Origin of the sequence: Veillonella sp. AF13-2 (genome assembly GCF_003603295.1) — a bacterium.
GTDB lineage: Bacteria > Bacillota > Negativicutes > Veillonellales > Veillonellaceae > Veillonella > Veillonella parvula_E.
This window is the reverse complement of record NZ_QTMT01000001.1, coordinates 610288-631327: the sequence shown is the minus strand read 5'-3', so window position 1 is coordinate 631327 and position 21040 is coordinate 610288. Positions and strand designations below refer to the sequence as shown.

The 21040-nt window shown below is 37.9% G+C and carries 20 protein-coding genes; all 20 read left to right on the top strand.

Annotated features, from left to right (window positions below):
- The first annotated feature begins 20 nt into the window (after nt 1–20).
- Nucleotides 21–2456 carry a preprotein translocase subunit SecA gene (secA, locus tag DWV85_RS02990; RefSeq protein WP_004693148.1) on the top strand — a complete coding sequence of 812 codons (2436 nt, stop codon included), beginning with the start codon at nt 21–23 and terminating at the stop codon, nt 2454–2456.
- 120 nt (nt 2457–2576) lie between these two features.
- A protein-coding gene (prfB, locus tag DWV85_RS02985) for a peptide chain release factor 2 (RefSeq protein ID WP_206669385.1) occupies nt 2577–3684 on the top strand; the annotation gives its coding sequence in 2 pieces (ribosomal slippage) (nt 2577–2633 and nt 2635–3684; 1107 coding nt in all).
- Nucleotides 3685–3692: 8 nt separating this feature from the next.
- Entirely contained in the window at nt 3693–4388 is a 696-nt protein-coding gene (locus DWV85_RS02980; protein WP_004697145.1) for an LmeA family phospholipid-binding protein, read from the top strand.
- Nucleotides 4389–4400: 12 nt separating this feature from the next.
- Nucleotides 4401–6443, top strand: coding sequence for a DUF5693 family protein (locus DWV85_RS02975; RefSeq protein WP_021148074.1), 2043 nt, complete (start codon nt 4401–4403; stop codon nt 6441–6443).
- Nucleotides 6436–7536 carry a polysaccharide pyruvyl transferase CsaB gene (csaB, locus tag DWV85_RS02970; RefSeq protein WP_004693157.1) on the top strand — a complete coding sequence of 367 codons (1101 nt, stop codon included), beginning with the start codon at nt 6436–6438 and terminating at the stop codon, nt 7534–7536. The genes DWV85_RS02975 and csaB overlap by 8 nt, the downstream gene beginning before the upstream one ends.
- Nucleotides 7537–7569: 33 nt before the next feature.
- Nucleotides 7570–8406 (top strand): transketolase, encoded by an 837-nt coding sequence (locus DWV85_RS02965; RefSeq protein WP_012864276.1) that lies wholly within the window; start codon nt 7570–7572, stop codon nt 8404–8406.
- On the top strand, nt 8406–9338 hold the full coding sequence (locus DWV85_RS02960) for a transketolase family protein (protein WP_004697368.1): 933 nt from the start codon (nt 8406–8408) through the stop codon (nt 9336–9338). The genes DWV85_RS02965 and DWV85_RS02960 overlap by 1 nt, the downstream gene beginning before the upstream one ends.
- A gap of 14 nt (nt 9339–9352) precedes the next feature.
- Nucleotides 9353–10039: a cell division ATP-binding protein FtsE gene (gene ftsE, locus DWV85_RS02955; RefSeq protein ID WP_004693165.1), complete on the top strand. Its 687-nt coding sequence runs from the start codon at nt 9353–9355 to the stop codon at nt 10037–10039.
- Entirely contained in the window at nt 10029–10916 is an 888-nt protein-coding gene (gene ftsX, locus DWV85_RS02950; RefSeq protein ID WP_123137979.1) for a permease-like cell division protein FtsX, read from the top strand. Before ftsE ends, ftsX begins: the two co-directional genes overlap by 11 nt.
- Nucleotides 10916–12103, top strand: a complete 1188-nt coding sequence (locus tag DWV85_RS02945; RefSeq protein WP_004697211.1) for a M23 family metallopeptidase — start codon at nt 10916–10918, stop codon at nt 12101–12103. Before ftsX ends, DWV85_RS02945 begins: the two co-directional genes overlap by 1 nt.
- A 1-nt stretch (nt 12104) precedes the next feature.
- Nucleotides 12105–13244, top strand: coding sequence for a S41 family peptidase (locus DWV85_RS02940; RefSeq protein ID WP_008600791.1), 1140 nt, complete (start codon nt 12105–12107; stop codon nt 13242–13244).
- A gap of 17 nt (nt 13245–13261) precedes the next feature.
- Nucleotides 13262–14533 carry a GTPase ObgE gene (gene obgE, locus DWV85_RS02935; RefSeq protein WP_123137978.1) on the top strand — a complete coding sequence of 424 codons (1272 nt, stop codon included), beginning with the start codon at nt 13262–13264 and terminating at the stop codon, nt 14531–14533.
- 8 nt (nt 14534–14541) lie between these two features.
- Nucleotides 14542–14826 (top strand): ribosome assembly RNA-binding protein YhbY, encoded by a 285-nt coding sequence (gene yhbY, locus DWV85_RS02930; protein ID WP_004693176.1) that lies wholly within the window; start codon nt 14542–14544, stop codon nt 14824–14826.
- Between the two features lie 72 nt (nt 14827–14898).
- The gene (proB, locus tag DWV85_RS02925; protein WP_004693178.1) at nt 14899–16020 is read left to right on the top strand and encodes a glutamate 5-kinase; all 1122 of its coding nucleotides are present in this window, start codon (nt 14899–14901) and stop codon (nt 16018–16020) included.
- A 9-nt stretch (nt 16021–16029) separates the two neighbouring features.
- Nucleotides 16030–17289: a glutamate-5-semialdehyde dehydrogenase gene (locus DWV85_RS02920; protein WP_123137977.1), complete on the top strand. Its 1260-nt coding sequence runs from the start codon at nt 16030–16032 to the stop codon at nt 17287–17289.
- Nucleotides 17290–17428: 139 nt separating this feature from the next.
- Nucleotides 17429–18043, top strand: a complete 615-nt coding sequence (gene nadD / locus DWV85_RS02915) for a nicotinate-nucleotide adenylyltransferase (protein WP_118091460.1) — start codon at nt 17429–17431, stop codon at nt 18041–18043.
- Between the two features lie 3 nt (nt 18044–18046).
- Nucleotides 18047–18616, top strand: a complete 570-nt coding sequence (gene yqeK, locus DWV85_RS02910) for a bis(5'-nucleosyl)-tetraphosphatase (symmetrical) YqeK (RefSeq protein WP_123138064.1) — start codon at nt 18047–18049, stop codon at nt 18614–18616.
- A gap of 11 nt (nt 18617–18627) precedes the next feature.
- Nucleotides 18628–19749: an LCP family protein gene (locus tag DWV85_RS02905; RefSeq protein ID WP_123137976.1), complete on the top strand. Its 1122-nt coding sequence runs from the start codon at nt 18628–18630 to the stop codon at nt 19747–19749.
- A gap of 16 nt (nt 19750–19765) precedes the next feature.
- Nucleotides 19766–20128: a ribosome silencing factor gene (gene rsfS, locus DWV85_RS02900; RefSeq protein ID WP_039964929.1), complete on the top strand. Its 363-nt coding sequence runs from the start codon at nt 19766–19768 to the stop codon at nt 20126–20128.
- 1 nt (nt 20129) lies between these two features.
- Entirely contained in the window at nt 20130–21038 is a 909-nt protein-coding gene (locus tag DWV85_RS02895) for a S1-like domain-containing RNA-binding protein (protein ID WP_039964931.1), read from the top strand.
- Nucleotides 21039–21040: the final 2 nt, after the last annotated feature.

The following is a 21040-nucleotide window of genomic DNA, read 5'->3' as shown; positions in this document are numbered from 1 at the left end:
CCCGTAGAGGAGTGATTTGTTTGTTAAGCTTTTTACAAAGGCTATTAGGCAATAATAACGCAAAAGAAATTAAAAAAATGCGTGCTATTGCAGATCATATTAATGAAATTGAACCTAATTATATTAAATTAAGTGATGCTAACTTAGTGGCAAAAACTGATGAGTTTAAACGTCGTTTGCAAAAAGGGGAAACGTTAGACGACCTATTGCCAGAAGCATTCGCTGTAGTTCGTGAAGCATCTAAACGCGTTTTAGGCATGCGTCATTTCGATGTACAGTTAATGGGGGGCATTTGCCTTCATAATGGTAATATCGCGGAGATGCGTACTGGTGAAGGTAAAACATTAGTAGCTACATTGCCCGTATATTTGAATGCATTGACCGGTAAGGGTGTACACGTTGTAACAGTAAATGATTATTTGGCGACTCGTGATAGCGAGCAAATGGGACGTTTATATAATTTCTTAGGACTTTCCACGGGTCTTATTGTGGCTAATCTTGACTTTAATCAACGTAAAGAAGCCTATGCGTGTGATATTACATATGGTACAAATAATGAGTTTGGTTTTGACTATTTACGCGATAACATGGTAACCGATGTTGTTCAAATGGTACAACGACCATTGAATTATGCCATTGTGGATGAAGTAGACTCCATTCTTATTGATGAAGCAAGAACACCATTAATTATCTCAGGCCCTGGTCAACGTTCCACTGATAATTATTATAAATTGGCTAAAATTGTTCCTCACCTTATAAAAGATGAAGACTATGTTATCGATGAAAAACAAAAAACTATTGCCCCTACAGATTCTGGTATCGCAAAGGTTGAAAAAATGCTTGGTGTTGAAAACCTATATGATGCAGAAAATATCGAGTTGAATCATTTGCTTGGTGCTTCTTTGCGTGCCTATGCTATGATGCATCGTGATACAGACTATGTGGTTAAAGATGGTGAAGTTGTTATCGTCGATGAATTTACGGGCCGTTTGATGTTTGGACGCCGTTACTCTGATGGTTTGCATCAGGCTATTGAGGCTAAAGAAGGTTTGAAAGTTGAACGCGAAAGCCAAACCTTAGCATCTGTTACATTCCAGAACTATTTCCGTATGTATGATAAATTATCAGGCATGACAGGTACTGCTAAAACAGAGGAAAAAGAATTTATCGATATTTATGGATTAGAGGTTATACCAATTCCACCAAATAAGCCTTTAATCCGGATGGATTTGCCTGATCAAATTTTTAAAACTAAAGCTGCTAAATATCGTGCTGTAGTACGAAATGCAGTAGAACGCCACCAAATAGGGCAACCTATTCTGATTGGTACTACATCTATTACACAGTCTGAAGAACTTTCAGACATGTTGTTGCGTGCAGGTGTACCTCATAAAGTATTGAATGCTAAACATCATGAACAAGAAGCAGAAATCGTTGCAGCTGCTGGACAAATGGGAATGGTAACAATCGCTACTAATATGGCTGGTCGCGGTACAGATATTACTCTTGGAGAAGGTGTGCCAGAACTAGGTGGTTTAGCAATTTTGGGGACAGAACGCCATGAAAGCCGACGTATCGATAATCAATTACGTGGCCGTGCTGGTCGTCAAGGGGATCCTGGTTCTTCTCAATTCTTCTTATCATTAGAAGATGACTTAATGCGTATCTTTGGTGCTGACAATATTACAGGTATCATGGATAAACTTGGTATGGAAGAGGATGAACCTATCGAGCATTCTTTGATTACTAAATCTATTGAACGTGCTCAAAAGAAAGTAGAGGATCATAACTATAACATTCGTAAATATGTACTCGAGTATGATGATGTTATGAATCAACAACGTGAAGTATTATACGAACAACGACGTCGTATTTTACGTAACGAATCCTTGCGTGAAACAATTAATGAAATGATTGACAAGCTTGTTACCGAATCTGTAGATGCTTATGCTGATGAAAAGCTCTATCCAGAAGAATGGGATTATGAAGGTCTCTATAAACATTTAAGTCAATATTTCTTAACAGAGGAGATTATGTCTTCTCAAGATATGGAAGAATATAGTCGTCAAGACTTATTAGAACGCTTATTAGAAATTGCTCATGAAGAGTATCAAGATCGCGTTGATATGCTTGGAGAGGCTATGTTTAGTCAACTTGAAAAGGCGATTATGTTGCGCGTTGTTGATAATAAATGGATGGAACATTTGGATAATATGGATATGCTACGAGAAGGTATTGGCCTCCGTGCATATGGTCAAAAGAATCCGTTGGTAGAATATAAGTTTGAAGCTTTCGATATGTTCCAAAACATGATTGCAGCTATTCAAGATGAGACAATCATGGCATTATATAAAATTCGTGCACAATTGATTCAAGAAATCGAAGAACCAGTTGATCACTTAGAAGGTGCACAATCCCATCATGAAGATGTGTTGGAGCCACAAAACATAGATTAAGATTTGTGAATGGCACGTTGCTCAAAGGGATTTCCACTGGGCAACGGCCATTTTTCTATTTTGTTAAGGTAATAGTTTATTGATGTAATAGGCTAATTAACTAAAGGTGGTGAACATAAATTGTTAGAAGATTTAAAACCGATTATTTCTAATCTAGAAGAACGTATTTATGGGATGAGGGATTCACTTTAACATCGCTCAGAAGGAAGACCGAATATTTACACTTGATGTACAGATGAGTGATCCTACATTTTGGGATAATCCAGATAAAGCTCGTGAGATTTCTCAAGAGGCCACACAACTAAAAAATGCTGTAGAAAGCTATAAGCAACTTGTTAGTGATATTGAAGATGCTAATATGATGCTTGAAATGGCTATAGATGAAGATGACCTCTCCATGGAGAGTGAAATCAAGGAATATGTTAAGCAAATAGAAGAAACCTTGGAAAAGCAAGAAGTACTTTTATTGTTAAGTGGTGAATATGATGCAAATAATGCTATTTTAACATTTCATGCTGGTGCTGGTGGGACGGAGGCACAAGATTGGTGTTCTATGTTAATTCGCATGTACTTGCGCTGGGCTGAAAAATCTGGCTTCTCCATCGAGTTAATGGATGAACAACCTGGTGATGAAGCAGGGATAAAATCTGCTACATTCCTTGTTAAAGGTGAAAATGCCTTTGGTTACTTGAAGTCTGAGAAAGGTGTGCATCGTCTCGTTCGTATTTCACCATTTGATGCCGCGGCTCGACGTCATACATCATTTGCTGCTGTCGATGTAATGCCTGAAATCGATGATACTGTAGAAATTAATATCGATATGAAAGACGTTCAAGTTGATACATATCGTGCTAGTGGCGCTGGTGGTCAGCATATTAATAAAACCGATTCTGCTGTTCGTATGACCCATAAGCCAACAGGTATTGTAGTACAATGCCAAACACAACGTTCTCAAATGCAGAATAGAGAACAAGCTTTACGTTTGTTACGGGCGAAACTATTTGAGTTAGAGCTCGAAAAGCAAGCTGAACTTAAAGAACAGATTGGAGGTACCTACCAAGCAATTGAGTGGGGGAGTCAAATTCGTTCCTATGTATTCCATCCATATAATCTTGTTAAGGATCATCGTACTAGTGTAGAAACTGGTAATGTTCAAGCTGTTATGGATGGCAACTTAGACCCATTTATCGAAGGTTTCTTAAAAAAAGAGGCTAACTTAACAATTTAGGAGATACTATGAAAAAGTTTTTACTATTCCTATTAGTGCTAATTATTGCTCTTGTAGTGGCATCCCAATTTTTATTACCATCTTTTATTGGCTCTCGTATTGAAAGTCAATTAAATGAAACATTGAAACCAACGGCTCAAACAGTAAATGTTGAGGCTCAACCTGCTTTCAAAATTTTATATGGTGAGGTGGATCGTGTTTATGGCACTTTGGAGAATATTAAACTGGGTAAATTGAATTTTGCTAGCTTCCGATTTGATGCTAAACAAATTTTTGTTAATCCAATTTCTTTATTAGCTAGTCAACAAATTGATATCGTTAGTGTTGGGAATGCTAGTATTGATGGGACTATTAATAAAGCTGATTTAGGGACTTTCTTAAGTAATGAAGCAGGTAGTGATATTCAAGACGTACAAGTTGACATTAGTAAAGATAATATCAGCCTAACCGGTAAAATGAATGTAGGCATGGTGTTTAAAGGGGATGTTAAATTAGATGGGAATTTAGAGTTAAAGGGCAATACATTATTGTTTTCACCTAAAAAGTTCACCATAAATGGTGCTACAATTCCTGGTATGACATCTAATGTGTTAGAAAGTACTCAAATTTATGACTTTAACAATTTTCCAATTCCTGTAAAAGCGGAAAGTTTAACTGTTGATAATGGTGAAATTCTCATTAAAGTTAAACCTGTACTCAACTAGAAAGGATTTGTCGTGAATCATCGGAACGCACAAAAAAGTAAGTACTCATGGATTCTTATACTTTGTATTATTATAGGTCTTTTATCTTCCTTATACTTAGTATTTGAACGCCATCAGATTGAGAAATCTCAAAATCATATTGAAAATATTGTAGACTATGATGCAGTTTTACGAGCCAGCGCCTTTGAAAAGCGTAGTCAACAAGAAGCTTTTGATGCATTACATAATGCTGGTGTGACTGCTTTTGCTATTTATGATCGCACGTTAGAAAAAGCAAAAGATGCGGGCCAAGTTAAAGTATTAAGCTCTGAAGAGATGGACTCTGTTCGTGTTAATGGCGCTGCGATTAAACCTGGGGCGACTTATGTGGCATTAATTTCAGGTAAAGAAGGTTATTATAAAGAAATTCGAGAGGATTTATACCACCGTATTGGCAAGGACAAGGTGAAAGAGCTTAATACAAGTATTGGTCCTGTTCTTGAATTGTATGGTGCAACAGCAGATAGCTATGCAAAGATGAATCTTGGTATTTCAAAGTTGCAAGCACAAGAGGTTGTAGATCGTGGTTTCAATGTTATCGTTCGTCCAACAAACTATAGAAACGTAACATCTGAAGATATTCAATATGTATTTAAACGACTTGAAGGCATTCCTCATGTAACAGGGATGATTTTTGCTGGTAAAGAAGCTCTAGGTGCACCTAATTTAACGGATGAAACATTAGCATTACTAAATAAAAACCATATTCCACTAGTTGGTATCGAAGCTGTAAATCAGTTGCAGTATGAGCCACAACAAGGTTTCTTGGAAATGGCGGCCAAAAATAATTATAGTGTAGGTCGTGTGTATACTATCGCTAAAGAGGAGTTAAAGAAAATTACCCCTGAAGAAGCGGCACAACGCTTTTACATTAGTGATATAGAGCGAAATATTCGTTTTAACTTGTTTCCGATGTATGAAACAGGTATAAATAATGAAACTGTATTACAGACTACAATCAACTATATTAACATAGCTACAGAGAAATTGGCTGTAAAAGGTTATGAATTTGGTCCAGCGGATATTTATCCTGCTTATACACCAAATCCATTATTAGTAGTTATTACAATGATCGGGGCTATAGCACTTTTTGTATATGTTCTACAAATGATGTTACCAATGTCTAAGCATACGCAACTTGTGGCCTTTTTTGGAATTTCTTTGGCATCCATTGTTGTATTTATTCTTACAAGTGGTACCTTAATTACTCAAATATGGGCTCTATCTAGTGCTATTATGGCTCCTGTAGGTGCTATGATACGCTTGATGGAAGAGTGGCGCCGTTATGATGGTGCACGTCCATTAGGTGCCATTAAGTCTACGATTCTTGCCTTATTATATCTTGTAATTGCTGCATTATTTGCTGCTATTGGCGGAATGTATATCGCATCTTTATTGGGCAATACGAAATTCTTTATGGAGTTTGCTCTCTTTAGAGGTGTTAAGTTGACCTTTGTTCTGCCAATTATTTTAGTTATTATTGCGTACCTTCAACGATTCCCATTGTGGAACGGCCGCATGATTAATTCCAAAGAAGAAGCGAAAACATTTGTAGTGGAATTCTTAACTATGGATGTTAAATTATATGTATTCTTTATAATAGCAGCACTTGGTGGTGCAGTATGGGTATTTGTTGGCCGTAGTGGACACACTGCAGGTGTTCCTGTACCAGGCTTTGAACTTATGCTACGTCGTTTTCTTGAAAATACAATGTATGCGAGACCGCGTGAAAAAGAGTTCATTATTGGTCATCCTGCTTTAATGCTAGCTACCTTTGCGTTCATGCGTAAGTGGCCTACAGTAATTCATTTCTTGTTAACTCTAGCTGGTGTTATTGGCATTGCTTCGATGGTTGAAACCTTCTGTCATCTTAGAACGCCAGTGTTCATGTCCATCATGCGTGGTTATGATGGTTTGTTAATTGGCGCCCTTTTTGGAGTGCTTCTTATCATCGCAGTACGGTTTATGATGTACGTAACACAATGGTTCCAAGCTAGGGAGGTTGACCATGAGTAATATTGTTATCTCTGGTTATTATGGCTTTGGTAATGCTGGTGATGAGGCCATGCTTTGTGCTATTATCGATGCTATTCGTAAAGAAGAGGCTGATGCACATATTACTGTAATTTCTGGTAATCCTAAAGAGACTAGTAAAAAGCATAATATTAATGCTGTAGGTACATTCTCTGCATTGGGTATCTTAAAAGCAATTGCTCATTCGGATCTTGTTATTAGTGGTGGTGGTAGTTTATTACAAGATGCTACTAGTATTCGCAATACTTACTATTACTTAAGTATTATGGCGTTAGCAAAGTTGCTTGGGAAAAAAGTAATGCTATACTCCCAAGGTATTGGTCCTTTAAATCGTTCATCAACACGTCGTGCCGTTGGATTTGTATTGCGTTTTGTAGATACTATTACAGTTAGAGATTCTATTTCAAAGGATGAACTAGTTTCTTTGGGAATTGAAGATGTAGAAGTTACTGCAGATGCGGTATTGGCCATGCAACCAGCAGATCTTTCAATTGGCTCTCATATTCTGAAAGGATATATTTCTAAAATATCTGAAGCAGATGAACAACGTAAACGAATTGGTGTAGCGGTTCGTAGTTGGAAAGAGGATACTGAGTATAGAGAATCCTTAGCTAATGTATTGAGCAGATTACAAGAACAAGATAATGTGGAAATTATCTTTATTCCTATGTCACATCCTGAGGATACAAAAGAGGCTAAGATCATTGCCAGCTATATGCCGAATGGCGCTATTGTGCTAGAAGGTCCGTTCTCTACAGAGCAACAAGTGTCATTATCTGGAAATGTGGACCTCATGATTGGTATACGTCTTCACGCTTTAGTTTTTAGTTCTTTAATGGGAAAACCAGTTATTGGTATTTCCTATGATCCTAAAATTACAAGCTTTTTACATATGATTGGTCAAGAGCCTATTGGCACAATGACTCATTTGCGTGAAGAAGCCTTATATCAATGGTGTCATAAATTGTTGAATTCTCGTGAGGAGTATCAAGCATCTTATGACCGCATTGAATCATTGCGTGTAGATTCCCAACGCAATGCAGAAATTGCTATTTCATTACTTAAAGATTATTAATATATTGGATTTTATCCAGAAAGTGAGGTCTCTATGGCTACATTAACACAAGATGTTAAACAATTAGTTCAAGAGAAGGCAAAAGCTATTCGCGTTGGTATTGTACAGTCTGTAACGGCAGCGAAATCCGGTCACCCAGGTGGTTCATTATCTATCGCCGATGTGATGGCCTTGTTGTACTATGTTGAGATGAATGTAGATCCAGCAAATCCAAAAGCTCCTAATAGAGATCGTTTTGTCCTTTCTAAAGGTCATGCAGCGCCTGCACTATACGCTACATTGGCTGAAAAAGGTTATTTCCCTAAAGAAGAACTCTTGAACTTACGTAAAATTAATCATATGTTACAAGGCCATCCTGATATGAAACACACACCAGGTGTAGATATGTCTACAGGTTCTTTAGGACAAGGCATTTCTGCGGCTTGTGGTATGGCATTGGCAGGCAAAATTGATAATGCAGATTACCGTGTATACTCTATTCTTGGTGATGGTGAGCTTGAAGAAGGTCAAGTGTGGGAAGCTGCAATGTTTGCTGGCTTTTATAAACTGAATAATTTGACAGCTTTTGTCGATTTTAACGGTCTTCAAATTGATGGTGATATTACTAAAGTTCTTTCTCCATTACCAATTCCAGAAAAGTTCAAAGCTTTCAATTGGAATGTTATTGAAGTTAATGGTCATGACCTTGATGAGCTTCATAATGCTATTGAAACTGCGAAAGCTTTCACAGAAGGCCCAACATGTATTATCATGCATACTGTAAAGGGTAAAGGCGTTGAAGAGATGGAAGGTCAAGCAGGCTGGCATGGTAAAGCACCAAGTGAAGAGCAAGGTGTAGCCTTTGTTAATGAAATTATGGGGGTGCAATAATGGGTAAAGCAACACGTGAAGCATATGGTAATGCGCTAGCTCGCATTGGTAAAGAGAATACTAATATTATCGTACTAGATGCGGATTTATCCAAATCTACTAAAACAGATACATTTAAAGCTGTGTGCCCGGAACGTTTCTTTAACGTAGGTATTGCAGAGCAAAACTTGATTTCTGTTGGTGCTGGACTTGCAGCGGCAGGTAAGATTCCATTTGTATCATCTTTCTCCATGTTTGCTACAGGACGTGCATTTGAACAAATTCGCAATGCTGTATGCTATCCTAAATTAAACGTGAAAGTATGTGCTACACATGCGGGCATTACTGTTGGTGAGGATGGTGCAACGCACCAAAGTTTAGAGGATATTTCCTGTATGCGTACATTGCCAAATATGACTGTAGTGGTGCCTGCTGATGAGCGTGAAACAGAGGCTGTTATCGAATGGGCTGCATCTTATAACGGCCCAGTATACGTTCGTTTGGGGCGTGCTGGTGTAGATGATGTAACAACAGAAGGCTACTCATTTGTGCCAGGTAAATCTACTATTTTGGTAGATGGTTCTGATGTTACAATTATTGCTTGTGGTGCATTAGTTGGACCTGCTGTAGAGGCATCTAAAACTTTATCTGAATCTAATATATCTGCACGTGTTATTAATATGGCATCTATTAAACCTATTGATGCTGAAGCAATTATAAAAGCCGCTGCGGAAACTGGTGCTATCGTTACAGCTGAAGAACATAATATTATTGGTGGCCTCGGTTCTGCTGTATCTGAAGTAGTAGTATCTAATAAGCCTGTACCTATGGAATTCGTTGGTGTCCAAGATACATTTGGGGAGAGTGGAACACCAAAAGAACTAATGGCAAAGTATGGCTTAACTGCCAATGATATTGTAGAAGCCGTAAAACGTGTAATCGCTCGTAAATAATCAAAGGGGATCCCATGATTGAATTTAAGAATGTTAGTAAAGTCTATGATAATGGTTCTGTTGCATTAGACGATGTGTGTTTAACCATTAACGATGGTGAATTTGTTCTCGTTTGTGGTCACAGTGGTGCAGGGAAATCAACATTATTTAAGTTATTAACACATGAGGTAGTGCCAGATGCTGGTACTGTCATTGTTGATGACTTTGATGTTACGCGTATGAAGCGCAGTAAAATTCCTAAATTGCGGAGAAAGCTTGGCGTTGTATTCCAAGACTTCCGATTATTGCCTAATAAAACGGTAGCAGAGAATATTGCTTTTGCTCTTGAAGTTATTGAAGAAAAACCAAAAATTATTAAAGAAAAGGTGAGTCATGTATTAGACCTTGTTGGTTTATCTGAGAAGGCTAATGATTTACCAGAGGATCTTTCTGGCGGGGAACAACAACGTGTTGCTATTGCGCGTGCTATTGTTAATCGCCCAACAGTATTAATTGCTGATGAACCTACTGGTAACCTTGATCCTGATACTAGTAAGGATATTGTTGAATTGTTTAAGCATATTAACAATTTCGGCACTACCGTTATTATGGTTACCCATAATATGGATCTTGTTTCATACTTGAATAAACGCGTTATTCGTTTAAAAGACGGCCGTGTTCAAAGTGATAATATGAGAGGTGCAGAAATTAATGAAGCCTAGAACGATAAAATACTATTTTAAAGAAGCACTGAAGTCTATGAAACGTAATGGACTTATGACATTAGCGTCCATTTCTACAGTGGCTTTATCCTTATTTATGCTCGGTGTATTCCTTTGTGGTGTCATTAATTTGAATAACATGGCATCCAGTCTAGAAAATCAAGTACAGTTAAGTATTTACTTAAAGGATGGCTTAACAACTGATCAAATTATGGCAGTAGGAAAGCAAATTAAGGCTATACCTAACTTAAAGCATTTAGAATTTGTTAATAAAGAGCAAGCTATGAAGGAGTTCAAAGAACGCCTTGGTGATCAGCAACAATTGGTGAATGCTTTAGGTGATGTAAATCCGTTGCCTAACTCATATGTGTTAACCTTTGATAATCCTAGCGATGTAAAAGCAACTGCAAAATTAGCTACGACATTCCAAGGCGTAGAAAGTACACACTATGGTCAAGATATTGTAGAAGAGCTTTTCCGCATTACGCAAGTAATTCGTATTGGTGGGATTGTATTGATTGCTTTCCTAGGAGCTGCAACACTATTCATCATTTCAAATACAATTCGGTTGACTGTATTCGCACGTCGTAAAGAAATTGCAATCATGAAATATGTAGGGGCTACTAATGGATTTATTCGTTGGCCATTTTTGATTGAAGGCATGTTGTTAGGCTTAATTGGTGCTATCATTGCCGTTCTTTGCGTTGGTGAATTTTATCACTTCATCACAATGGAAGTTTCTGAATCATTAGCATTCTTCCCTTTAGTACCAATGTTCCCATTCTTCTATGATGTAGCCCTTTATATCTTAGGTGGCGGCATAGTAGTAGGTGCTATTGGTAGTACTATTTCTTTGAAACAATACATGAAGGTGTAATGTTTATGAATAATAGTATATTTAAATCTCGCTTCGTAGCGGCAATTTTGACTGGTATAGTGGTATTGGGAACACCATTATACATCGTTGCAGAGGACGAAGATTTAACAAATCAACTTGATTCAATTCAACAACAAGTTAATCAACAAAATGCTAAAAAGGCAGATGCTGAAACTGTAATAGTCAGTGTATCCGAACAGTTACGTCAAATCGAAGAACAATTACGTCAGGCTCAGCAACAATTGGATTCTATTCAACAACAACGTATAGCTGTTGAAAATGATATTACAGTGAATGAAAAATTACTTGCTGAAGCACAAAAGCGACTAGAAGGGCGAGAAGCCGTATTTTATAAGCGTGTACGTGATATTTATATTAATGGTCGTTTAAGTTACTTAGATGTAGTTATTGGATCTAAAGATTTTACAGACTTTGCTAATCGTTTAGAAATTTTAAAACGAATTATTGATTCTGATATTAAATTAATTGAGGAAATCAAAAAAGAGCGCGCTGAAATAGCGGCTCGAAAGCAAGCACTAGAACAGTCTCGCGCAAAACTAGTTGAGCTTGAAAAAGCAGCTGCGGCAAAACGAGCTGAAATAGAGCAAAAGAAGAAAGAACGTGAGGTAGTTCTTCAAAAGGCTCAAAATGATCGTGCTACAGCAATGCAAGCAGTAGAAGAATTAAATGCATCTTCTGCACAGATTACAGCGTTATTGAAAGCACGTCAAGCAGAGCGTGCCGCTGCTCGTGCTGCAGCAGCGGCTCAACAATCTTCACCAACTTACTCTTGGGTACAAGGGTCTGGTCAACTTGGGTGGCCTGTAAGTGGTGAAATTACCTCTCCATATGGCTATCGTACACATCCGATTTGGGGCACTACAATTTATCATTCTGGCATTGATATTGGTGTTGATGAAGGTACACCTGTTCATGCTGCAGATGGTGGTACTGTTGCTTGGTCGGGTTGGATGGGTGGCTATGGTTATGCCGTAGTTATCGATCATGGTAATGGCATGTCTACTCTTTATGGACATAATTCTGAACTTGCTGTCTCTGAAGGGCAAGATGTAGGTAAGGGTCAAGTTATTGCCTATGCTGGTAGCACAGGTAATAGTACAGGGCCACATGTACATTTTGAAGTTCGTATAAGTGGGGATCCTGTGGATCCTATGGGATATTTATAATATGAAATTTGATACACGTACAGTGTTATGGAGTCTATTGAAATATATAGGCTCTGGCATTGTTATTATGTGGCTTACATTTTGGTATCTTTCCGGTTCATTCTGGGGGCTACCAAGATTATTTATAGCCTATTATACTGCGAGTCAAGTTTTTATGACACCTATGGCTAAAACTACCCTTTATGATGGTATGCTAAAGGGGTTAATTGACTCTTTGGGAGAACCGCATAGTGTTTATTTAAATGCAGAAGAATATAAATCTATGAAAATGCAAACATCTGCAACATATGCTGGTGTTGGTATGGTCCTTGGTACTGATGATAAAGGTCTATATGCAGTTAGCGTAATGGAAGACCAACCAGCTTTTAAAGCTGGAATTAAACCTGGAGACCACATTATTGCTATCGATGGACAATCCACTACTGAAATTCCGGTAGAGGAAGCATCTTCTCGTATTCGTGGCGAAGCTGGTACTACTGTATCTCTAGATATTGAACGTAATGGTGAAAAGTTGCATTTTGATATCACTCGTGAATCCATAGTTTTGCCTACTGTTAAAAGTAAAATGCTTACTAGCACAGTTGGATATATTCGTATTAGTCAGTTTGCAGAAAATACCGCAGAAGATTTTGCCACTCAATATAAAGAGCTTCAATCTCAAGGTATGAAGGCTCTTGTCTTGGACCTACGAGATAATCCAGGCGGTTTATTATCTACTACTGAAAAGATATCTAACTATATTATGCCTCCAGGTACACTCGTAACAGTACAAAATCGATCAGGTAAAAAGGATACTTATAAGTCAGATGGACCTGATGTAGCTATGCCATTGGTTGTTTTAGTTAATAAGGGCTCTGCTAGTGCATCAGAAATCATAGCAGGGGCTGTTCAAGATCGTAAATTAGGCACTATCGTAGGTACTAATACATATGGTAAAGGTACCGTTCAAACTATTTTCCCTAGTTTAGATGATGAAGGAATTAAAGTAACTATTGCTAAGTACCACACGCCAAGTGATCGTGTTATTGATGGAACAGGTATTAAACCTGATGTAGAAATCGATTTACCAAAAGGTGTACATCCATCTAGTACATTAGATGATATTCAAATTAAAAAAGCATTAGAGCTATTACAGCAATAATGCATAGGAGTTAAATTATGTTTATAGATAGAGCGCGCGTCTTTGTTAAAGCTGGTGACGGTGGGGATGGTATGTCCAGCTTCCGTCGAGAAAAATACGTTCCAAATGGCGGCCCTAGTGGTGGTGATGGTGGTAAAGGTGCGGATGTTGTTTTTAAAGCTGACAAGAATATTAATACGCTTGTAGATTTTAGATATAAACGTCAGTTTAAGGCACCAGCTGGCGGTAATGGTGAAAGCTCTAATAAGCACGGTCGAGGTTCCAATCCTCTTATCATTCCAGTTCCATTGGGGACAGTAATTAAAGATGAGGAAACAGGAAAAATCTTTTGCGACCTTGTCAACGATGGCGATACCTTTGTTATTGCCAAAGGTGGTCGTGGCGGACGTGGCAATGCTCGATTCCAAACTAGTGCTAACCGTGCACCAACCTTTGCAGAAAAGGGTGAACCTGGTGAAGAATTCTGGTTACAATTAGAGCTTAAAGTATTAGCTGATGTAGGTTTATTAGGTTATCCATCTGTTGGTAAATCTAGTATTTTGCGAAAAGTATCTAAAGCTCAACCAGAGGTGGCAGCATATCACTTTACTACACTAACACCAGTACTCGGGGTAGTTACAATTTCTGGAGATCGTAGCTTTGTTTTGGCCGATATTCCAGGCCTTATTGAAGGGGCTAGTGAAGGTGTAGGTTTAGGTCACAATTTTCTACGTCATGTTGAACGTACAAATATTTTAATTCATGTTTTAGATGTATCTGGTATGGAAGGCCGAGACCCTAAGGTCGACTTTGATGCGATTAATGAAGAGTTACGTAAATACTCTGAAAAATTGGCTAATAAGAAACAAATTGTAGCTCTCAATAAGATCGATATGGTCTTTGATGACACGACGATTCCCGAAACAAAAAAATATTTTGAAGACAAAGGCTATGAGGTATTTCTCATTAACGCCTTAAGTGGTGAAGGTTTGTCAGAGCTTATGGAACGAGCTTATTACTATGTAGAAAACTACGAACCAGAGCCTGAAGCAAATGATGATACAGTTGTATACGAAGCAAAACAAGATGTAGAATTTGTCATTACTCGCGGTGATGATGCTGCTTTCTACATTACTGGTAAACGTATTGAACGATTAGTAGCTATGACAAATCTTGACGATGATCAATCTCTTCGTAGATTCCAACGCATTTGGCGCTTTATGGAGCTTGATGCAAAATTGAAGGAAAAAGGCTGTAAAGACGGTGATGAAGTTGTAATCGGCGATCAGCGCTTTACTTTCCAAGAGTAGGAGTAATAATGACAGGAAAACAAAAACGGTATTTACGTTCATTGGCGGCTACAATACCACCAGTTGTCCAAATTGGTAAAAATGGTTTAGAGGATAGTGTTATAGATAGTGCTCGTGCAGCGATTACAGCACGTGAACTTATTAAGGTTAAATTACATAATAATAGTCCTGAAGATAAGACAATTTTTCAAGACTTAGCAGATATGCTTGGCGCTGAATTAGTTCAAGTGATTGGCTTTAATGGTGTTTTATATAAAGCTAAAAAAGAACCTAAAATCATTTTGCCAAAATAATTTTATAATCTAGTAAATCATAAAAATTTGTATACATCGTAGTTAAGAATTTCAACCTTAGGAGGTTAGTCTATGCGCAGCGCTATCGTTAATGCAAAACGAATTGTAGTCAAAGTTGGTAGCAGTACGCTTTGTTACACTAACGGACATTTAAATTTGGAGCGTATTGAAAGATTAGTGCGCCAATTATCAGATTTGGCTAACCAAGGTAAAGAGATTATTCTTGTTTCCTCTGGTGCTACTGGTGCAGGTCTTGCCCCTTTAGGCTTTAAAGAAAAGCCTAGAGATCTCGTATTAAAACAAGCAGCTGCTGCAGTAGGTCAAGGTATTCTCATTCATATGTACGAGCGCATGTTCCGAGAATATGGTCGCACCGTAGGGCAAATTCTTTTAACGAAAGAGGATAGTACTGGACGACATAGTTATCTTAACTTGCGTAATACATTACATACTTTATTGCAACTTAACGTTATTCCTATTATTAATGAAAATGACGTGGTTGCTATCGAAGAATTTAAAATCGGTGATAACGATACATTATCTGCTACTGTTGCAGGTATTGTAGATGCAGATTTACTTATCATTTTGTCAGATATTGAAGGCTTATATACAGCTAACCCAGCCACCAATCCAGATGCTACTTTGATAGAAACTGTTTCTGAAATTAACGATGAAACCTATGCTATTGCAGGTGGTGCTGGTTCTAATATGGGAACGGGGGGTATGTATACAAAAATTAAAGCTGCTCATATGGCAACAAATTCTGGTGTACCAATGGTTATCACCTCAGGTGAAGTAGAGGATTCTGTTCGTCGTGTATGTAAGGGTGAACAAATTGGGACACTCTTTGAAGCCCATGATGCAAGTTTATCTGGTAAACATCATTGGTTGGCTTTTGGTAAACGATTAAAAGGATCCATTACGATTGATGACGGGTGTGCTCGGGCTGTTTTAGATAAGGGTGCTAGCATTCTGCCCGCTGGTATTATTGAAGTAGAGGGGACTTTTGGACCTGGTGATACAATTTCCATTTATCATGATCATAAGGAAATTGGTCGTGGACTTATTAATTATAGTATTGATGATATGAAGGCGATTAAAGGTCACAATACAAATGATATAGCCGAGATTCTGGGTATTAATACGACCTATGATGAGGCTGTACATCGTAATAATCTAGTTTTATTACACTGAGGAAATCCTATGAACCAGTATGAAAAAATTTGTAAAGATATGGGCCAGAGAGCTAAAACGGCATCTTTTGAATTAGCCCAACTCGACCAAGAAACTTTAGATTCTGCATTGTTAGCAATTGCTGATGCTGTAGAAGCACAAACAGATGAAATTATGGCGGCTAATGAGTTAGACCTAGAAAAATCTGTTGATTATAATTTACCTCGAACTATGATAGATCGATTGACTTTGACACCTAGTCGCATTGCTCAAATGGCAGAAGGGGTGCGTCAAGTGGCTGCTCTTGAAAGTCCTGTAGGTTCCATTATAGAAACAATCACTCGGCCTAATGGTTTGATTATTGAAAAGCGATCAGTACCTTTTGGTGTTATTGGTATCATCTTTGAAGCCCGTCCAAATGTAACCATAGATGCAGGTGTTCTTTGTTTAAAGACAGCAAATGCTACAATTTTACGAGGTGGTAAGGAGGCATTTCACACGAATCAAATCATCGTGTCTATCATGCGGGATACCTTAGAGTCGTTAGGTATTAATGGTGACTCTATTCAACTCGTTGAGGTGCTTGATCGAGATCTGGTTGGAGTACTTTTACAACAACGGGAATATATTGATGTAATCATTCCACGTGGGGGTGCTGGACTTATTCGTCGTGTTGTAGAAGATAGTAGCATTCCTGTTATTGAAACTGGCAGCGGTGTATGTCATACCTTTGTTGATGAATTTGCTGATTTAGAGATGGCTTTAGAAATTGCAGTCAATGCTAAAGTTCAACGTCCATCTGTATGTAACTCTATGGAAACCTTACTAGTTCATCATGCTGTGGCTTCTGATTTTTTACCACGTCTTGATACAGCACTACAAGAATACGGTGTTCGCATTCACGGAGATGAAGCTGTAGCTCAATATATGGAAAACACAATTCCTCTAGAAGAGGATTCTTTCAACACAGAATACAATGATATGGACTTAAATGTGCGTATCGTTGAAAATCTTGAAGAAGCTATTGAACATGTGAATCGGTATACTACACATCACTCTGAGGCTATTATCACAGATGAGCCTATGCGAGCCAAGATATTTATGAATTTAGTAGATTGTTCTACGGTGTATCATAATGCATCTACCCGCTTTACAGATGGCTTTGAATTTGGTTTTGGTGCTGAAATCGGTATTAGTACACAAAAGCTTCATGCTCGAGGTCCTATGGGTTTACAAGCTTTAACATCTTATAAATATTTTGTATTTGGGGAAGGCCAAGTACGGACGTGAAGAAACTATATTATTTTATAAGGGCATACTTCAGATACATTCAAACACCTAAGGGCCGATATGAATGGATATCCTATGGAAAGGCATTGCTCTTATTCATCATTATTTGTGTCATTGTCATTAAGGGAGTGACCGTATTATGGTAGATAAACGTCGCATAGGTATAATTGGTGGAACATTTAATCCCATTCATTTAGGTCATCTCATGATTGCAGAAGTGGCTTGTGAGAGCTTTAATTTAGAAAAGGTTATCTTTGTACCTGCTCGTATTCCACCACATAAGCAACATGATGTGATTGATAGTCATCATCGCTATGCTATGACAGCGGCCGCAGTTTTGGATAATCCCAATTTTGAAATTTCTGATGTAGAGATGCGTCGAGAGGGCCCTTCGTATACCGTTGATACGATTCAATATTTTAAAAAACTATATGGTCCTACTGTTGAATTTTACTTTATTGCAGGGACTGATACTATTCGTGCATTACCGACTTGGAAATTTATAGATGAACTGATAGATGAGGTTCATTTTATTGGAGCTACTAGACCAGATGGATCGAGTGCTATTGATTCTACTTTGGATGAATTAGGAGCTAAAGCACGGGAAAAAATACATGTTATGGAAGTGCCTGAAATGAAATTGTCTGCTACGTATTTACGAGAGCGCTTACGGTCTGGAAAGACAGTTCGTTATATGTTGCCTAAATGTGTAGTGGATTATATAGAAGAAAACCATATATATGGGAAGGAATAAATGATGTTATCGTTTGATGAAATACAACAAAGGGTAAGTCAATGGATGGGAAAAAAACGTTTTAAGCATACCCTGGGTGTTGTTGAATCTGCAACTCAGTTGGCTAAACTTTATAATGTTGATGTAGAAAAAGCACGATTAGCGGCATTACTGCATGATTGTGCTAAAGAAATGCCTTTGAAAGAGATGCAAGATTTGGTGAAGGAGAATAATTACAAAGCTGATGAAGAATTATTAGCCAATGGTAATCTTTTACATGGATTAGCAGGTATGATTCGAGCTAAACTTGAGTTTTCTATAACCGATTCAGAAATTTTAGAAGCTATTCGTGTTCATACAACTGGTAAGGTGGGAATGTCTACATTAGATAAAGTTATATTCTTAGCAGATTATATTGAACCCAATCGTGATTTCCCAGGTGTTGATGAACTTCGAACGGTAGCTAAAAAAGATCTAAATAAGGCTGTATTGCTTGGTTTTGACAATACTATTAATCACCTTATTGAGCAACATCTTTCTATTTATCCTTTGACCATTCTTGGTCGTAATGATGTATTAAAATCTTGTAAATAATGGAGTTTTATATGGACGAACGTGAACGAGCAAGAGCTCGCCGACGTAGAAAAAGACGTCAACAAAAGTCATCTGTGAAGTGGCCCAGAGTTATTCTGGCTATTGTTGTAGTTTTTACTTTGCTCGGTGGGATAGGGTATGGCATATATAGTGGTGTATCTTATGCATATAGAGCAATTGTCGGAACTACTGAAGCTACTGAAGCCGTGATAGATAGTGAAAATAAACAGGACGCAAATACTGTATCAGTAGAGCAAAAAGGCTTAGATAAACCTTTATATATTTTGGTTATCGGCACTGATGACAATAATCCTAGTCAAGGTGATAGTCTATTCCTATTATCTGTAAACCTTGATCAAAAAACGATGGACGTTATCGGCATTCCAAGTAATAGTAAAATCGATAATCGTGATCAAACCGATGCGACTATGTTAAATAGTATTTATGAAAAAGGAGGCATTGAACTTACTAAAGCTGTTATTGAGGATATGTTCCATATTTCAATACCATACTACGTGGTAGTTAATCAAGATGCTTTCAAGAAAACTAATGATGTGTTAGGGAATCAACAAATTTATGTAGAGCAACCGATGGAACATGTTGATGCAGAAGGCAATAAGGATATTGATTTACGACGTGGTTATCAAACATTAGATAGTAATAATGCCTTAGCATATTTACGATATTCTGATCCTAAACACGATACCTTTACTCGTGTGCAACGACAAGAGCGATTCTTAAAGTTGTGGGTGGAACAAGAGCATAATGCATTTTTTATAACAAATGCATGGCATATTTGGCGTATTTGGGAGCATTTTGATAGTAATATCTCCACTTTAGATGCTATTAAACTGGTATATAATGCGAGCAAAATTAATAAGGAAGAGATCCACTTCTATATTCTTCCTGGTGAAAAAGAGCTTATAGGTGAAACGACTTATTGGAAGGTAAACCCTACGGAAGCTCAGCGTTTAGTGGGTATTACAATGGGTAATTTACCAGCTAATGAAATGACGCAATTTATATCTGCACCAACAAATAGTATGTCGAAAGTTGCACCTGAATCGGAACATAATGGGGGCACTATTACAAAGCCCACAGAACCAGGTGAGGAGAGCGGTAGTAAGCGATAAGATAAGAGGCAATATAATGAAAAAGAAAGAAGATATTAAACAAATCGTATTAGAACTTGCACAAGCTGCATTTGATAAAAAGGGCAGAGATATTGAAATTCTTGATTTAGAAGGTATTTCAATGTTAGGTGATTATTTTTTGATTGCCAGTGCAAATAATAGTAAGCAATCTCAAAGCATTGCTGATGAAATGGAAGATAAAGCAGCCGAATTAGGTATAACCGTACAGCATAGAGAAGGTTATCGTGAAGGTGAATGGATCTTATTGGATTTTGGCGATATAATTTGTCATGTCTTTGGTGGTGATGAATTGCGTGAATTCTACGGTTTAGAAGAATTGTGGAATGACGCTGGTCGAGTTCCATTTGAAGGAGTATAATATGGCTACAGAATTGTTGGAAAATACAATTGCCACATTGAAAGTATTGCGTACTAGTGACCAAGGTGCTTTTCTAGATGGTCAAACAGGCAATACAAATGATGATATTTTGCTTCATAAAGATCAACAAACTTCACCAGTTACTATAGGAGATGCGGTAGAAGTATTTTTATATCGCGATCCAAAGGGGCGTTTAACTGCTTCTATGCGTTTACCAGCTATGAAGGTTGGCCAAATTGGTTATGTTGAGGTCATCAATACGACAAATTTTGGTTGCTTCGTTGAGGTTGGCACAGAACGTGGTATCTTTATGCCTCATGCGGAGATGCGTGGTCGCCCTCAGGTAGGGGAAAAGGTGTGGGTTCGTCTTTATACAGATAAATCTGGCCGTTTTGCGGTCTCCATGGATGTAGATGATGAAATGCGTCGTGCCTCTAAAGCTGCTACTGAAGCTACGGTTGGTCAACTTGTAAAAGGTGCTATCTATAACTTAACGAGTGAGGGGGCATTTTTTATCACTCCTGAGCGTTGGATTGCCTTTTTACATCGTTCTGAAATGACGAGAAAGTTAAAAGTAGGGGAAATGATTGAAGGTCGTATTACTTTCAAACGCGATGATGGTCGTGTCAATGTATCTATGCGCCCTACAAAGGAAAAAGCTCTTGTTTCAGATGGTGATATTATTATGGAATATCTTTTAAATCGCGGTGGAAAGATGCCATATAGTGATGAGTCTTCAGCGATGTTGATTAAAGATAAGTTCAATATTAGTAAGGCTGCGTTCAAACGTGCCTTAGGGCATTTAATGAAAGAGAAAAAAATTGTTCAGGAGGATGGTTGGACATTGCTTACCGACATAGGTCGCCAATGGACACCTCTTGTTAGTGATGAGTCCCAAGATGAGGAATAAAG

Bases quoted from the DNA above. Each gene is read 5' to 3' on its own strand.
- ftsE (WP_004693165.1), top strand. From the start codon at position 9,353: ATGATTGAATTTAAGAATGTTAGTAAAGTCTATGATAATGGTTCTGTT.
- DWV85_RS02895 (WP_039964931.1), top strand. From the start codon at position 20,130: ATGGCTACAGAATTGTTGGAAAATACAATTGCCACATTGAAAGTATTG.
- proB (WP_004693178.1), top strand. From the start codon at position 14,899: ATGCGCAGCGCTATCGTTAATGCAAAACGAATTGTAGTCAAAGTTGGT.
- yqeK (WP_123138064.1), top strand. From the start codon at position 18,047: ATGTTATCGTTTGATGAAATACAACAAAGGGTAAGTCAATGGATGGGA.
- rsfS (WP_039964929.1), top strand. From the start codon at position 19,766: ATGAAAAAGAAAGAAGATATTAAACAAATCGTATTAGAACTTGCACAA.
- nadD (WP_118091460.1), top strand. From the start codon at position 17,429: ATGGTAGATAAACGTCGCATAGGTATAATTGGTGGAACATTTAATCCC.
- DWV85_RS02940 (WP_008600791.1), top strand. From the start codon at position 12,105: ATGAAATTTGATACACGTACAGTGTTATGGAGTCTATTGAAATATATA.
- DWV85_RS02905 (WP_123137976.1), top strand. From the start codon at position 18,628: ATGGACGAACGTGAACGAGCAAGAGCTCGCCGACGTAGAAAAAGACGT.
- ftsX (WP_123137979.1), top strand. From the start codon at position 10,029: ATGAAGCCTAGAACGATAAAATACTATTTTAAAGAAGCACTGAAGTCT.
- DWV85_RS02980 (WP_004697145.1), top strand. From the start codon at position 3,693: ATGAAAAAGTTTTTACTATTCCTATTAGTGCTAATTATTGCTCTTGTA.
- obgE (WP_123137978.1), top strand. From the start codon at position 13,262: ATGTTTATAGATAGAGCGCGCGTCTTTGTTAAAGCTGGTGACGGTGGG.
- DWV85_RS02945 (WP_004697211.1), top strand. From the start codon at position 10,916: ATGTTTATGAATAATAGTATATTTAAATCTCGCTTCGTAGCGGCAATT.
- DWV85_RS02920 (WP_123137977.1), top strand. From the start codon at position 16,030: ATGAACCAGTATGAAAAAATTTGTAAAGATATGGGCCAGAGAGCTAAA.
- yhbY (WP_004693176.1), top strand. From the start codon at position 14,542: ATGACAGGAAAACAAAAACGGTATTTACGTTCATTGGCGGCTACAATA.
- DWV85_RS02965 (WP_012864276.1), top strand. From the start codon at position 7,570: ATGGCTACATTAACACAAGATGTTAAACAATTAGTTCAAGAGAAGGCA.
- csaB (WP_004693157.1), top strand. From the start codon at position 6,436: ATGAGTAATATTGTTATCTCTGGTTATTATGGCTTTGGTAATGCTGGT.
- DWV85_RS02960 (WP_004697368.1), top strand. From the start codon at position 8,406: ATGGGTAAAGCAACACGTGAAGCATATGGTAATGCGCTAGCTCGCATT.